At 52.0% G+C, this 14,356-nt stretch carries 11 protein-coding genes; 8 read left to right on the forward strand and 3 right to left on the reverse strand.

Features of this window, described 5'->3' with window-relative positions; all coding sequences use genetic code 11:
* Positions 1-93: 93 nt before the first annotated feature.
* From ACJJIV_RS15395 to ACJJIV_RS15405, 3 genes are all read left to right on the forward strand, one after another.
* Positions 94-2,946 carry an ExeM/NucH family extracellular endonuclease gene (locus ACJJIV_RS15395; protein ID WP_444889541.1) on the forward strand — a complete coding sequence of 951 codons (2,853 nt, stop codon included), beginning with the start codon at positions 94-96 and terminating at the stop codon, positions 2,944-2,946.
* Positions 2,947-3,211: 265 nt separating this feature from the next.
* Positions 3,212-3,586 carry a hypothetical protein gene (locus ACJJIV_RS15400; RefSeq protein ID WP_444889542.1) on the forward strand — a complete coding sequence of 125 codons (375 nt, stop codon included), beginning with the start codon at positions 3,212-3,214 and terminating at the stop codon, positions 3,584-3,586.
* Between the two features lie 35 nt (positions 3,587-3,621).
* Positions 3,622-3,987 carry a VOC family protein gene (locus ACJJIV_RS15405; RefSeq protein WP_444887058.1) on the forward strand — a complete coding sequence of 122 codons (366 nt, stop codon included), beginning with the start codon at positions 3,622-3,624 and terminating at the stop codon, positions 3,985-3,987.
* Positions 3,988-4,104: 117 nt separating this feature from the next.
* Here ACJJIV_RS15405 and ACJJIV_RS15410 read toward each other — a convergent pair whose 3' ends face one another.
* Entirely contained in the window at positions 4,105-5,916 is a 1,812-nt protein-coding gene (locus ACJJIV_RS15410) for a hypothetical protein (RefSeq protein ID WP_444889543.1), read from the reverse strand.
* Between the two features lie 707 nt (positions 5,917-6,623).
* A complete protein-coding gene (locus ACJJIV_RS15415) occupies positions 6,624-7,886 on the reverse strand; it encodes a 6-phosphofructokinase (RefSeq protein ID WP_444889544.1) in 1,263 nt (420 codons plus the stop codon).
* 280 nt (positions 7,887-8,166) lie between these two features.
* On the opposite strand from ACJJIV_RS15415, the gene mpl reads away from it, so the two are divergent.
* The 4 genes from mpl to ACJJIV_RS15435 all read left to right on the forward strand — a co-directional run bounded on the left by mpl (position 8,167) and on the right by ACJJIV_RS15435 (position 13,182).
* Entirely contained in the window at positions 8,167-9,555 is a 1,389-nt protein-coding gene (gene mpl, locus ACJJIV_RS15420) for a UDP-N-acetylmuramate:L-alanyl-gamma-D-glutamyl-meso-diaminopimelate ligase (RefSeq protein WP_444887055.1), read from the forward strand.
* A 29-nt stretch (positions 9,556-9,584) separates the two neighbouring features.
* Positions 9,585-10,211, forward strand: coding sequence for a flavin prenyltransferase UbiX (locus ACJJIV_RS15425; protein WP_444891720.1), 627 nt, complete (start codon positions 9,585-9,587; stop codon positions 10,209-10,211).
* A 21-nt stretch (positions 10,212-10,232) separates the two neighbouring features.
* A complete protein-coding gene (locus tag ACJJIV_RS15430) occupies positions 10,233-10,508 on the forward strand; it encodes an Rdx family protein (protein ID WP_286036977.1) in 276 nt (91 codons plus the stop codon).
* 118 nt (positions 10,509-10,626) lie between these two features.
* Positions 10,627-13,182, forward strand: coding sequence for an efflux RND transporter permease subunit (locus ACJJIV_RS15435; RefSeq protein WP_444889545.1), 2,556 nt, complete (start codon positions 10,627-10,629; stop codon positions 13,180-13,182).
* 77 nt (positions 13,183-13,259) lie between these two features.
* Here ACJJIV_RS15435 and ACJJIV_RS15440 read toward each other — a convergent pair whose 3' ends face one another.
* On the reverse strand, positions 13,260-13,562 hold the full coding sequence (locus ACJJIV_RS15440; RefSeq protein ID WP_286037026.1) for a peptidylprolyl isomerase: 303 nt from the start codon (positions 13,560-13,562) through the stop codon (positions 13,260-13,262).
* Between the two features lie 174 nt (positions 13,563-13,736).
* Here ACJJIV_RS15440 and ACJJIV_RS15445 point away from each other — a divergent pair, with 174 nt between their 5' ends.
* Entirely contained in the window at positions 13,737-14,312 is a 576-nt protein-coding gene (locus ACJJIV_RS15445) for an LON peptidase substrate-binding domain-containing protein (RefSeq protein WP_444887053.1), read from the forward strand.
* Positions 14,313-14,356 lie beyond the last annotated feature (44 nt).

The raw sequence follows: 14,356 nt of genomic DNA on the forward strand, positions 1-14,356 counted from the left end.
ACCGAAATTTAACATTTGTTTCATCGAAATTTAGGAATTCCCCGCCACTCTTTGCGCCGCTTAATCCGTATCAGGCAACTGGGAATAACGACGATGAAACAATTTGGCTTGGCTGCTCTGGCAGCCCTGGGTCTTCCACTGATGGCTGCAGAGGTCCAAGCCAGCGACCTCATTATCTCGGAGTACATTGAGGGCAGTGGTAACAATAAAGCGCTGGAAATTTTTAATGGCGGTGAAACTACGATTGATCTGAGTGATTACGCCATCCAGCTTTTTTTCAATGGTTCCAATAGCGCCTCCGCGAACATTGCTTTGAGTGGCACCCTGCAGGGCGGTGCGGTATTTGTTTTGACCCATGGCAGTGCCGATACGGTGTTGCTGGATCAGGCCGACCAGATTTACACCAGTGGCCTGTTTAATGGTGACGATGTAGTAGCACTTGTAGGTCCTAATGGTTTTGTTGATGTGATCGGCCAAATTGGTACTGACCCCGGCAGCCAGTGGGGCAATAGCAGCCTCGGCACACAAAACCAAACCCTGGTACGCAATCTGGATGTGCAGACAGGCCGCTCCGATGGCAACAGCACCTTCGATCCCGCTCTGGAGTGGTCCAGTGAGGGGTTGAATAATTTTGATCACCTGGGCTGGCACGGCGCCGATGGTGGCAATGGCAATGGTGACGGTGACGGTAATGGCGGTATCGAGCTGGGGGCCTGTGGCGATGCGTCAACCTTAATCAGCCAGATACAGGGCAGCGGTAGCGCGAGTGCGCTTGAAGGCGAGCGCCACGAAATTGAGGCGGTGGTTGTCGGCAATTTCCAAGATCCCAATACCGGCTTGGCCGGTTTCTTCCTACAGGAAGAGGACAGCGATCAGGATGGCGTGGATGCGACTTCAGAAGGACTGTTTGTACACGACAATGGCTTCGGTGTGAGTGTGCAAGTTGGTGACCTGGTGCGCGTGGGGGGTATCGTCGATGAGTTTTTTGATTTCACAGAGTTGAATCAGATCGATGGTGTCAGCATTTGTGGAAGCGGCTATCAGGTAACGGCGGCTAATGTACAGATGCCGTTTGGCTCAGTAGAAGAGCAGGAGCAGCTCGAAGGGATGTTGGTTGAATTCCCACAGAGCCTCACCGTTAACGGTCATTACAACCTGGGCCGCTATGGCGAAGTGATCCTGTCCAACGGCCGCCTGTATATCCCCACCCACAATAATATGCCGGGCGCCGCAGCGGCGGCTCAAGTGGAAGCCAACGCACTCAACCAGATTATTCTGGACGATGGTTCCACAGTGCAAAACCCCGAGACAATGCCTTATCCGGCCTCGGGTCTCAGCGCTTCTAACACCTTGCGCAGTGGCGATACTCTGGAGGGGCTTACCGGAGTGATGGGGTACGGCTTTGGTGCCTACCGTGTTCACCCTGTGGAAGTTCCCCAATTTACCCCGGTCAATCTACGCGATGAAGCGCCCATCTTACCGGGTGATGGCAGCCTGCGTGTTGCCAGCTTTAACGTGCTGAATTACTTCAATGGTGACGGCAACGGAGGTGGCTTCCCCACTTCACGCGGTGCCGATACTTTGGAAGAGTTTGAGCGCCAAAGAAAGAAAATTATTTCTGCAATCCTGCGTATGGAAGCCGATATTGTCGGATTGATGGAACTGGAAAACGACGGCTACGGTGTCGATAGTGCCATCCAGGATCTGGTCAATGGGCTCAATGCTGCAGCATCAGGACAGAGCTACCAGTTTGTGCAGCCGGACCTCACGCAGCTGGGCAGTGATGAAATCGCCGTGGGCATGATTTACCGCAGCGACCGCGTTATGCCGATTGGCAGCGCCGTTACTCTGCAGGATTATCCTTTTGATGACGGTAACCGCCAGCCGCTGTTACAGGCATTTGCCGAACTCTCCTCTGGTGAGCGTCTCGCCGTGGTGGTGAACCACTTTAAATCCAAGGGAAGTTGTCCAAATGATGGCAGCCTGAACAGCGATCAGGGGGATGGTCAGGGCTGCTGGAATGCTCTGCGTACTCAGGCTGCCGATGCCCTGGTGAGTTGGGTTGAGAATGACCCCACCGGAACTGGAATTGACCGTGTTTTAGTGCTGGGCGACCTCAACAGCTACGCCATGGAAAATCCAATTACGGCTCTTGAAGGGGCGGGTTATACCGACCTGCTGGAATGGTACGGAGCGGGACAGGCTTATTCCTATGTCTATGACGGCCAGTCTGGCTACCTGGATCATGCGCTGGCCAGCCCTTCACTGGCTCCGTTGGTTACTGCCGCCGTGGACTGGCATATTAATGCCGATGAACCGCGAGTGTTGGATTACAACCTTGAACACAAGAGCCTAGAGCAGCAGGAAAACCTCTATTCTACAGGCCCCTTCCGTGCATCCGATCACGATCCCTTAATTGTTGAGCTGGATCTGAGTGCAGATAACCTAGCGCCCACGGCAGAATTCAGCTGGGGGTCTGAAGGGTTGTTGATTAATTTTATCGATAACAGCAGTGATGCAGATGGTGAGCTGTTGAGCTGGTCCTGGGATTTCGGCGACGGTGTAACCAGTAGCGAGCAAAACCCCAGCCACACTTTCGATGTGCCGGGTAATTACTTGGTACGTTTGCAGGTAAAAGACGATCGCGGTGCGGTATCCACGCAGGAGCAGATTGTTGAAGTGATGGATGATGCGATTTCATTGCAGGCCAACTTTAAACTCCATCGCTTTTTCCGTTGGGTATGGGTAGAAGATCGCAGCCAATACAGCGGTGATAATAAACTGCAATACCACTGGGATTTTGGGGATGGAGTGCAGCGCAACGGCCGTTGGGCGTTACATCGCTACGCACAAACGGGTAATTACGAAATTACCCTCACAGTGACTGATGGTGAGGACGCTGAAGACAGCGCCTCTCAAGTAGTAAAAATTTCCTGGCCACGATGATATATGTCAATTTTTGATTAATAATAAATATTCTGGTTGCCCTGGCGCTGGGGTTTTGAATTCCCTGTCGTCGCTTCACCAGGATTCTTTGAGTTGATAGCTTTTCCCTAGAAGCGAATGGCCGCACCCTGGTGGTGCGGTCTTTTTTATTTCGCTCTCCTTAAAAAATTAATTGCCCCCATTTGTTTTTAAGCTGATGACCCCCTTTGGGAGAAAGAAGGACCATACTAGGTTCTGTCTTGTTGGGTTACAGGGGCGCCCCTTTATGTCGTGTGCATTCAAAAGTCTCGTAGGTTTAAGCCTGGAGTGGACTGGCACCCATTATTCCGAGGTGGGGGATTTCCCTGATCTCTCCACCTATATTGTCAGTTATGAGTCAGAATCCAACTGCTATATCACTGCCGGTGGCAAGCTGGTATGTGAAGCCAGTTACTCGTACGCGCCTATGGGAGTACGCATGGCAGCACTGGTTTATCGGCCGAATATCTACCAGGGCCGACGTGGAGTTGTTCTTTACGCCATGTTAGATTTTGACCTGATGATGGATCGCGCCGTTATTATGCATAACGATCAACCCCTCGCGCTGGCCAATGGCAGTTTTCGGGTGGTGGAAACGCCGGAAAAACCCGTCGTTGGTTAGGGGAGAATTAAATTAAAATATCGGGAGAGCTTGGTATGGATAATCATGAAAAAATTAATTATGTAGAGTTCCCATCTAAGAGTCTGGCAAAGACCAAGGCTTTTTTCACTGAGGCCTTTGGCTGGGAATTTACAGATTATGGCCCCGAGTACTCCGCTTTCTCCGGCGCAGGCTTGGACGGTGGCTTTTTCCAGGCGGATATGCACAGCTCAACAGTGAATGGTGCCGCGTTGGTAGTACTCTATAGTTCTGACCTGGAAGATACGTTACAAAAAGTCGAGCGGTGCGGTGCTAAGGTGGTCAAACCTATTTTTTCTTTCCCCGGAGGAAGGCGCTTTCATTTTGCCGAGCCCAGCGGCAATGAATTTGCGGTTTGGTCAGATATCGGAGAGAAACAGTAATTTTTAGGTTGCACCAATCAATAAGCCCCCGAGGGGGCTTATTGATTTTGTGCTAAGAAATTTTCACTGAGCCCTCAAGCTGATAATTCAGTTTGCTTCTCATCGGCTAATTAAGCGCTAATAGATATATACTGCTCCGCTAGAGTATGCCGAATTATCTTGCTGATTGCCGCCGATGCCCGTGGCGCCACTATCTTCATGAAAGGCCCCTACCGCCAAGGTCTGGCCATCTGCGCTGAGGCTGATATTACCAAAACCAAAATAGTCTCCCTTTTCGGTATTACTGGCTTTTAGATAGGCCTTCTGTTGCCAGTTGTTCTCACTTCGAGCGAAGATATACACGGCACCAGACCAATCTGCACTATTATTGCCTTCATCGCCATTAATGCCAATGGCACTGCTACCCTCCCGAATGGCTCCTACCGCTAGGGACTGGCCATCGGCGCTAAGACTGAGAGATCCACCAAATCGGTCATAAGAATTTGTATTACTTGCCTTAATATAAGCCTGTTGCTGCCAATTATCGTTGTTGCGAATAAAAATATAAGCTGCGCCAGCACCCGTTGCCTGGTTGTTATTTGCATCGCCATTAATACCGGAAGCATTGCTACTCTCAGCTGTAGCTCCTATCGCCAGGACCTTGCCGTCTGCGCTTAAGCTGAGTGAAGAACCAAAATAATCGCCTTCATCAGTGTTACTAGCTTTTATGTAAGCCTGTTGTTGCCAGTCGGTGTCACTGCGGGCAAAGATATACACCGCACCAGAATTATATGTACGATTGTTACTTTGATCGTTGTTAATACCGGTAGCACTGCTATTTTCATTTGGTGCGCCCACTCCGAGTATCTGGCCATCGGCACTGAGGCCGACAGTATAACCAAAAAGGTCATTTTCATCGCTATTGCTAGCCTTTATGTAGGCCTGCTGTTGCCAGGTGCCTTTATCTCGGGTGAAGATATAGACTGCTCCGCTATCCTCTCTTGAAGCCCCAACAGCTAAAGTTTGGCCATCGCTACTAAAGCTGAGTGAATCACCGAAGTTTTCAGAGGCATCTGTATCACTGGCCTTAAGGTAGGCTTGTTGCTGCCAGTCATCTTCATTGCGGGCGAAGATATAAACACCACTATCAGTACCTACTGCGAGAGTCTGGCCATCGGCATTCAGACTTAGTTCTGAACCAAAATACTCCCACTTTCTATTGTTGTTGGCTTTAAGGTAGGCCTGCTGTTGCCAGCCGCTTTCACTGCGAGTAAATATATACACCGCACCGGATTCATCTGCATCATTATTGCTTCCATCTCCATTAACACCTGTGGTGTTACTATCCTCTCGAGGTGCCCCTATTGCTAGGGTCTGGCCATCAGCACTAAGGCTGATTGCTTTGCCGAAATCATCGTGGGCATCTGTATTACTCGCTTTGAAATAGCCAATGCTTCCGGTCAGTAAAAAATCGTCAACAGAAAGTATCGTTGAATCACTACATCTTTCTTGAGATCCCTCACCGTTGCAGGCCTGTAGAATATATTGCGCATTAGTTCGGGAATAGAGTGCTGTTTCTAGTTTGAGTGTTAGGGATTCATTACCTTGGGGAATATATTCAGCAACCCGTCTAAAACCGGAAACCCCATCGGGATTTTCCAGTAAATGATAGTGGCTGGCATTTTCAGCATCAATCCACGCGAAGCGGAACTTCTTTATTGCCTCAAAACTTAAAGCAATTAGCTTTACTTGCTCTGGTGCAATAGAGGTGTCACCTCCATTTGAGGGATCTTCTGTTGCCGGTGGAGTACCGTCTCCTGTCGAAGGGGCACTTGCTACCGGTGAATTTTTTTCAGCAGTATCGCCGGTGCTACTGCTACCAGATCCGCCACCGCTACAACCGGATAGGAGTAAGGCAATTAGGGAGATCTTTATAATTTTTCTCTTCATAACTTTTGACTGGTTATCTTTGGCGCCTGATTATGCAGTTTGTATCTATGGGAGTTCAAATATTACTTTCTATAATTTTATTTTTTCATAAAATTTTTTTAATTGGCGGGCTTCTATAGATTATGTTTTCGAGAATTGAAAATTTTGCACTCTGGTGCTACTTGCTGTTTGGAAGTTTTGTTAAGAATTCTGTACCAAATGGAAGGGTATGTTTTTGTTGTTTTCAGGATTTTTGATTTTATTTTTGTTTGGTGGGTGAGCTGGAGAGGCGATTTCTGCGGTTGTGGCTGATTTTTTTTAGTGGGTTGTGTCTACATGCTAGGGCCTGATTGAGATGAGAGTAAATATAAAGTTACAACAAAGAAAAGAGCATCTTGTTAGATGTTTTCAGCGGTAATTTTAGAGGGTTTAGGATGATGGTTTTTTCTGGCTTTAGTGGCAGGTTGGAGGTGTCAATAAGATATTTTGGATTTTAAAATGAGAATAAAAGGGGGGATCTGGTGGTATTTCAGCTCCAGGCAGTCAGAGTTGAAGATAGTAAGAGTCATATCAGGAACAGACGTTTCATTTGGCTAAATTGTATAGTAATGATTTTTTATTTTGATTGGGTGTAGAGTAGCAATAACAAGCGCTTAAACAATATTCAATAAAAAAGCCCCCGGTTTTAGTTGGGGGCTTTTTTAAATCTGGATGAAAGAGTTTTAAGATTACACCTTAAACTCTGTATCCAGCTTCTTTTCCACCAGCTGCTTTTTTAATTTTGCATACTGGGGTACGCCGTTTTTGTAGGGGGGGTAGTCCTCGCCCTGAATTAACGGTAACAGGTACTCGCGTCCCGCCTCGGTAATGCCGAAGCCGTCTTCGCTAATATATTCTTTCGGCATAAATTTTTCGACGTTGGCCACTTCAGACAGCGGTGCTTCTGCGATAGACCAGCTGTACTCTTCACCTTCCGCACGAATAATTGCCGGCATAATCGCATTCTTGCCGGCTGCCGCCATTTCCACGGCGGCGCGACCGACTGCGTAGGCCTGCTCCACATCGGTGGCGGAGGCGATATGGCGGGCGGCGCGTTGCAGGTAGTCGGCCAGTGCCCAGTGGTATTTCAGGCCCAGTTCGCTTTTGATCATATTGGCGAGGGTCGGTGCCACACCGCCCAGCTGCTTGTGACCAAAGGCATCGGTAGTACCGGCATCGGCGAGGAAGGTGCCGTCTTCGTACTGGGCGCCCTCGGAGGCGACGATTACGCAGTAGCCTTTCTCGTCCACGGTCTTCTGCACCTTGGCCAAAAACTTCTCTTTATCGAAGGCCACTTCCGGGAACAGGATGATGTGCGGTGCATCCCCTTCCTCTTCCTGGGCCAGGGCGCCGGCGGCGGCAATCCAACCTGCGTGACGACCCATCACTTCGAGGATAAAGACCTTGGTGGAAGTAGCGCACATGGAGGCTACGTCCATGGCCGCTTCCTTGGTTGAGACTGCAACGTATTTTGCTACGGAGCCGAAGCCGGGGCAGTTGTCGGTTAGCGGCAGATCGTTGTCGACTGTTTTGGGAATATGGATGGCCTGAATTGGGTAACCCATGGTCTCAGACAGTTGCGAGACTTTCAGGCAGGTGTCAGCGGAGTCGCCGCCGCCGTTATAGAAGAAGTAGCCGATGTCGTGGGCCTTGAATACTTCGATCAGGCGCTCGTACTCTGCGCGGTTCTCTTCCAGGCTCTTCAGCTTGTAGCGGCAGGAGCCAAAGGCGCCGGAGGGGGTGTGACGCAGTGCGGCGATGTCTTCCACACTTTCCTGGCTCACGTCGATCAGTTCCTCACGCAATGCGCCGAGGATGCCGTTCAGCCCCGCATAGACTTTACCAATTTTGTCCTGGTTTTCACGGGCAGCTTCTATTACGCCGCAGGCGGAGGCATTGATTACGGCAGTCACACCACCGGACTGCGCGTAAAAGGCGTTCTTCTTCGACATGGTTATCCTGTTTTCATAGAGATCTTGGGAAGTGACCCGATCCGGTTGTCCGCCGGACGCTCTTCGGCGGCGCCAGTGGGGAACTCCGGGAGCTCGTATCGGGTGTCGGCCGTAGCTGGAAAACTCCTACCACCCTATCGGGGGTGAGGCCGATCTGTGCGGGGGCGGAGTCTAATGGAATAGCGAGTAAATTGCATGGCAAACGGGGCATTTGGCAATTACTGGTCTGTTTTGCCGTGGTAAGCTTGCGCCGCAACCCCCAGGAGTACAGATTTTCGCCATGCATATCCATATTCTCGGTATTTGCGGCACCTTTATGGGCAGCCTAGCCCAATTGGCGGTGGCCGAAGGACACCGGGTCACCGGTAGCGATGCCAATGTTTACCCCCCCATGAGCACTCAATTACAGCAGGCGGGTATCCAGATCACCGAGGGCTATGACCCGGCTCAGTTGGAGCCGGCCCCAGACCTGGTCATTATCGGCAATGCCATGTCCCGCGGTAATCCCGCCGTGGAAGCGGTACTTGAACAGGGGCTGGCCTATACCTCCGGTGCCCAGTGGCTCTGTGACCACTTCCTCGGTGGGCGCTGGGTACTGGCAGTAGCGGGCACTCACGGCAAGACCACAACTGCCAGCATGTTGGCTTGGATTCTGGAAGCGGCGGATATGCAGCCCGGCTTCCTGATTGGCGGTGTACCCGGTAACTTCGGTGTTTCGGCGCGCCTGGGGGAGTCCCCTTTCTTTGTGGTGGAGGCAGATGAATACGATACCGCCTTCTTCGATAAGCGCTCTAAGTTTGTGCATTACCGCCCACGCACAGTGATTATCAACAATCTGGAGTTCGATCACGCCGATATCTTCGACGATTTGGCGGCGATCCAGCGGCAGTTTCATCATCTAGTTCGCACGGTGCCCGGCAACGGCCTGATTGTCAGCGCCGCAGAAGATAATGTGGAGCAGGTATTGCAGCAGGGTTGCTGGAGTGAAGTTCAGCGCTTTGCCAGTGAGGATCAGCCGGGAATCAGTGCCGGCGACTGGCGAGCGGTGGATATCGCCGCGGATGGCAGCAGTTTTACCGTGCTATTCGAGAGTGCCGAAGTGGCGCGCGTGGAGTGGGATCTCACCGGTATGCACAATGTGCGCAACGGTCTCGCCGCTATGGCTGCAGCTCGTCATGTTGGCGTGGTACCAGAGCTAAGCGCCTCTGCCCTTGGGCGTTTTCAAGGCGTAAAGCGCCGTATGGAATGCCTGGGCGAAGTGGCTGGTATCCGCGTTTACGATGATTTTGCCCACCACCCAACTGCGATCGAATCCACGCTTACGGGCCTCAGGGCCAAAGTGGGCAAGGACAAGATCATCGCCTTGATTGAACCCCGTTCCAACACCATGCGTATGGGCGTGCATCAGGGCCAGTTGGCCAGTGCCTGTAGCGGTGCGGATATGGTGTTGTGGTATCAGCCCCAAGGGATGAATTGGTCTCTGAATGAAGTTACTCACCACTCTCCGGTGCCGGCCAAGATTTTTGACACTATCGAGAATGGTGTGGAATCGGCACTGCAGCTCGCCGGCGAGGGCAGTCATATCGTGGTGATGAGTAACGGCGGCTTCGGTGGTATCCATCAGCGTTTGATTGGAGCCCTGGAGCAAAAATATAACTATTCGACCTGAAAAGAGTCAGCATTTTAGTGATCGGGGAAGTGATCTTGCAGCAAGCCACATTTAATAAAACCGTTACCCTGGCCATGACTGGGGCTTCCGGGGCCCAATACGGCCTGCGTTTGTTGCAGTGCCTGCTCGCTTCTGGCGTGCGCGTCTGGCTGTTGATGTCTGAGGCGGCCCAGGTAGTGATCAATACAGAGACCGACCTGCAACTGCCGGAGGGCGACGATGACACACTGCAGGCTTTTCTCGCCGATCGCTTCGGCGCGCAGGAGGGCCAGTTGAAATTGTTTGGCAAGCGCGACTGGTTTTCGCCGGTGGCATCCGGCACTGGAGCGTCGGCTAGCATGGTGATCTGCCCGGCTAGCGGCGGTACTTTGTCGGCCGTTGCCTGTGGAGCCTCCAACAATCTGATTGAGCGCGCTGCAGATGTGGCATTGAAGGAGCGCCGCCAATTGATTTTGGTTCCGCGCGAGGCGCCTTACTCGGAGATTCACCTGGAAAATATGCTCAAACTCACCCGCATGGGCGCGATGATTCTGCCGGCTAGCCCCGGTTTTTATCAGAAGCCGCGCACGGTCGAAGACATAATCGATTTTGTGGTGGCGAGACTGCTCGATCAGTTGGGCGTGGAACAAAAGTTGTTGCCGGCTTGGGGTGAGTAGGTCACAGGGAGATAAAAAATAGTGAAAGCGAGCATAACCATCCACTACTGTGTGCAGTGCAATTGGATGTTGCGGGCTACCTGGATGGCCCAGGAGTTGCTTCACACTTTTGCGGATGATCTACAACAGGTTGCATTACAACCCGGAACTGGAGGAGTATTCGAAATCCGCATTGGTGAAAATTTGATCTGGGAGCGCAAGCGCGATGGCGGTTTTCCCGGAGCAAAGGAACTCAAGCGGCGCGTGCGGGACCTATTGTTTCCCGAGCGTGATCTGGGACATATCGATACTCCCTGAAAATATTTCCAATAGCGCCGTGTAAACGCAAATTTTGTATTTGCACCAGCACTGCCGGGGCGATCAAAATATGCGCCGTACTGCGGCCCACTGATTTATTGGATAGAAGCAAAAACCTATGCTGTCAGCTTTCAAGAACTCGTATGAATACCTGGTAACCAAGCGGCCACTGGCTGTGTTGGTAGTTATCGGCCTGCTCACCCTGCTGGCAGCGATGGGCTTGCCCCGCTTCAAGATCGATGCCTCGGCGGACTCCCTCACCCTGGAGGCCGATGAGTCCCTGGATTATTTTCGTGAGATCGCTGAGCGCTACGCTAGCGGGGACTTCCTGGTGGTCACCTATCGCTATAAGGATGGCGACCTGTTTAGCGATAAATCTCTACAAACTCTGGCCAAGTTACGCGATGAGCTGGCCGGAGTAGATGGCGTTTCCAGTGTACAGACCATCCTCGATGTCCCTTTGCTGTACAGCCCCAAGCTGTCTTTAACCGATATCACCGATGAGATTCGCACCCTTTCCCAGGCAGATACTGATCGAGACCTGGCCCGACAGGAGTTTCTCTCCAGCCCTATTTACCGCGAATTGATTCTGAGCCCGGATGGCCAGACCACCGCACTGCTCGCCAATCTGACGCTGGATAGCCACGGTATAGAATTGGTACGCGAGCGCGATGCCCTGCGCCGCAAGCGCAATAGTGAGGGCCTGAGCCCGGAAGAGGCTACGCGCTTGGAAGAGGTGAGTGCCGTCTATTTGGAGCACCGCACTGCTCAGGAGTTGGAAGCGCGGGCTCGAGTTGATGAGGTGCGGGGGATTCTCGCCGGTTACAAAGGCGAGGCAGAGTTGTTCCTCGGCGGTGTGACCATGATCACTTCGGACATGATCACTTTTATCAAAAGTGATCTGGTAGTGTTTGGTGTGGGCATCCTCGTCTTCATTATTCTGACTCTGTTGCTGATCTTCCGTCAGCCCCGTTGGGTGCTGTTACCGCTGCTCACCTGTGTCACCACCGCAGTGATGATCCTGGGTCTGCTCAGCTGGCTCGACTGGCGCATGACTGTGATTTCCGCAAACTTTGTCGCGCTGCTGCTGATTATTACCCTGGCGATCACCATCCACCTGGCGGTGCGTTACCGCGAATATATTGCGCAAAACCCCGACTGGAGCCGTGAAACACTGGTGCTGCAGACAGTGCGCTTTATGGCCAAGCCCTGTCTGTACACGGCCCTGACCACTATCGTTGCGTTTGTATCGCTGGTGGTGAGTGGTATTCGCCCGGTTATCGACTTTGGTTGGATGATGACGATGGGGGTAACTCTAGCCCTGATGTTGTCCTTCCTGATTATCCCCAGTTTTCTGATGATCCTGCCCAAGCGCCAGGGCAAAGTGAGTGCGGATAATTCCCATGCATTTACCCTGCGTTTCTCTAGCTTTGCCGAGCGCCATAAGTTTGTGGTGTTGGGGGTGTCCCTGGCCGCTGCGGTGATCAGTGTGGCAGGAATGCTGCAGCTTAAAGTGGAAAACCGCTTTATCGATTACTTCGATGATTCCACCGAAATTTACCAGGGTATGCTGGTGATTGACCGCCGCCTGGGCGGCACTGTGACCCTGGATATTATCCTCGACAAGCCTTTGGAAGAGGAGCCTGCCTTCGAGGGTGAGGAAGATCCTTTTGCCATGGAAGCGGAGGAAGATCCTTTTGCCTCAGATGACCCTTTCGGCGGAGAAGAGGAGTCTCAGGAACAGAGTTATTGGTTTACCGTAGCTGGTCTCAATACCTTGGAACAGTTGCACGATTACCTGGAGGAACAGCCAGAGATCGGCAAGGTGCAGTCCCTCGCCACTCTGTACAAAGTGGCTCGTGACCTGAAAGGTGGTCAGCTCAATGACTTTGAGTTGGCGGTGGCCAATACCAGCCTGCCGCCGGAAATCCGCGGCGTATTGGTAGATCCCTATCTCTCGGTTGAGAACAACCAGGCCCGCATTACCCTGCGGGTGATGGAGACTGATCCGAATCTGCGCCGTGGCGAATTGATCGAGCGCATTTACGATTACGCGCATAATGAAATGGGTATAGCGCCGGAAAACATCCACCAGACAGGACTGCTGGTGCTTTACAACAATATGCTGCAGAGCTTGTTTAAGTCCCAAATCCTGACTCTGGGGGCGGTATTTGTGGGCATCCTGTTAATGTTCCTGGTGTTGTTCCGTTCTCTGTCGATTGCCATTATCGCGCTGGTACCGAATATGCTGGCGGCCTGTGTGGTACTCGGTGGTATGGGGCTCGCCGGTATTCCATTGGATATGATGACCATCACCATTGCGGCGATTACCGTGGGTATTGGGGTGGATCACGCGATTCACTATTTGTACCGCTTCCGCGCCGAGTTTGCCAAAGACGGCAATTACCTGGCTACCATGCATCGCAGCCATGCAACTATCGGACGTGCCATGTTCTACACGGCGATCACCATTATTGCCGGCTTCTCGATCCTGGCGCTGTCCAAATTTGTGCCTTCTATTTACTTTGGCCTCTTGACCGCCTCGGCGATGTCCGCGGCACTGCTGGGCTCACTGACTTTGTTGCCACTGTTATTGGTGATATTCAAGCCTTTGGGTGCCGGTTCTGTAGATAGAAGTGAGGTGGAAATTCCAGAGGGTGCAGCCAAGGCCTGAGGGAATATTTTTTAGAGCTAGCAATAAAAAGCCGGGCAATTGCCCGGCTTTTTATTAGCAGATTAATTCACGGAGAATTAATCCTGGCGGCTGGTGATTTCAAGAAGGTGGTAACCAAACTGGGTTTTTACCGGGCCGTGTACCTTGTTCAGTTCCTCAGAGAAAACGACTTTGTCGAACTCCGGCACCATCATACCCTTGCTGAACTCACCCAGGTCACCGCCGGAACGGCCGGAAGGGCATTGAGAGAACTGCTCCGCGATTTTGCCGAAATCGGCGCCATTTTCGATCTGATCTTTCAGTTCCAGGCACTTGTCTTCGGTCTGTACCAGGATATGGCGGGCTGTTGCTTTAGGCATGAATAGTCTCCATTCGTTAATAAACCGCAGCAGCTTAATGGCTGTGGGTCGTGCTTGCCACCGACAATTACCGGGATTCCGTGGAATATTGCACTCAAACAATTGGATTGGCGCTTAAAGGCTTCGCCAGTAATCTCGGTGATCCTATTGGCAGTGGTATCTTTAGTACTTCAACCCACCCAACGAGAGAGCATTTTGCAACAGATCCCCCTTTTTCCCCTGAGCGTGCCCCTCTACCCAGGTGTTGCGCTACCTCTACGTATCTTTGAACAGCGTTATCTGCATTTGGTTAGCGAATCTCTGAAAAATGAGAGCGGCTTTGGTGTTGTTTTGATTCGCTCTGGCGGCGAGGTGGGCAACGCCTCGGTTTGGCCCCTTGGGGTCTATGTGCATATTGTCGATTGGAGTCAGGGGGAGGAGGGCTTGCTGCATGTGCAGGTAGTAGGGCGGCGGCGCTTCCGCATCAGTCACACCGAGCGGGCTGAAGACGGCCTGTTACTGGGGGATGTTGAGTGGTTGCCAGATAATGCCCCCCGGCCGATACCTGCAGATTGCGATGGCCTAATGGCAGTGCTGGAAGAGTTAAAGGAGCGTGCCAAGGATCTTTCACTCAAGTTCGATAATGTCGACTCCGCCGATGCCCTGTCCTGGCAACTGGCCCAGTTGTTACCCCTGGAGGATAAAGCGAGAGTGGATTTGCTAGCCCTGGAAGACCCCTTGGCCCGTCTCGCCAATATTGCTGAGAACCTGGATCGTTGGAGCAGGGAGTAACCCGGCAGTAGGAATCCATTTATGCCGTTTAAACCCCTGGCTGC

It is taken from the genome of Microbulbifer mixtoriginis (SeqCode) (assembly GCF_052466765.1).

Excerpts from the sequence above, each read along its gene's own strand:
- ACJJIV_RS15395 (WP_444889541.1), top strand. The coding sequence starts at position 94 with ATGAAACAATTTGGCTTGGCTGCTCTGGCAGCCCTGGGTCTTCCACTG.
- ACJJIV_RS15400 (WP_444889542.1), top strand. The coding sequence starts at position 3,212 with ATGTCGTGTGCATTCAAAAGTCTCGTAGGTTTAAGCCTGGAGTGGACT.
- ACJJIV_RS15405 (WP_444887058.1), top strand. The coding sequence starts at position 3,622 with ATGGATAATCATGAAAAAATTAATTATGTAGAGTTCCCATCTAAGAGT.
- ACJJIV_RS15410 (WP_444889543.1), bottom strand. The coding sequence starts at position 5,916 with ATGAAGAGAAAAATTATAAAGATCTCCCTAATTGCCTTACTCCTATCC.
- ACJJIV_RS15415 (WP_444889544.1), bottom strand. The coding sequence starts at position 7,886 with ATGTCGAAGAAGAACGCCTTTTACGCGCAGTCCGGTGGTGTGACTGCC.
- mpl (WP_444887055.1), top strand. The coding sequence starts at position 8,167 with ATGCATATCCATATTCTCGGTATTTGCGGCACCTTTATGGGCAGCCTA.
- ACJJIV_RS15435 (WP_444889545.1), top strand. The coding sequence starts at position 10,627 with ATGCTGTCAGCTTTCAAGAACTCGTATGAATACCTGGTAACCAAGCGG.